This is a genomic window from Bradyrhizobium sp. Kon10, assembly GCF_055807395.1.
Map to the genome: position 1 here is coordinate 1 of NZ_JBVVOZ010000285.1, position 257 is coordinate 257.

1 protein-coding gene is annotated in these 257 nt (G+C 62.3%); it reads left to right on the forward strand.

Annotation, left to right across the window (positions count from 1 at the left end; translation table 11 throughout):
- A partial coding sequence (locus tag AC0L2O_RS37050; protein ID WP_473373238.1) for an adenylate/guanylate cyclase domain-containing protein occupies positions 1–257 on the forward strand: 257 nt, incomplete at both ends.

Sequence of the window (257 nt, forward strand, 5' to 3'; positions counted from 1 at the left end):
CGGTGGACGCGGCGCGCAGTGCGGTCGAAGTCCAGCGCGGAATGGCGGCGCAGAACGCCGACGTCTCCCCGGCAATCAGGATCGAATTCCGGATCGGCATCCACATCGGCGACATAATCCTTGATGACAACGACATCTTCGGCGATGGCGTCAACATCGCCGCGCGCCTAGAAAGCATAGCCGACCCCGGCGGCATCTGTATCTCCGACGATGCTCGTCGGCAGATTCGCGGCAAGATAGACGTCGCCTACGACGAT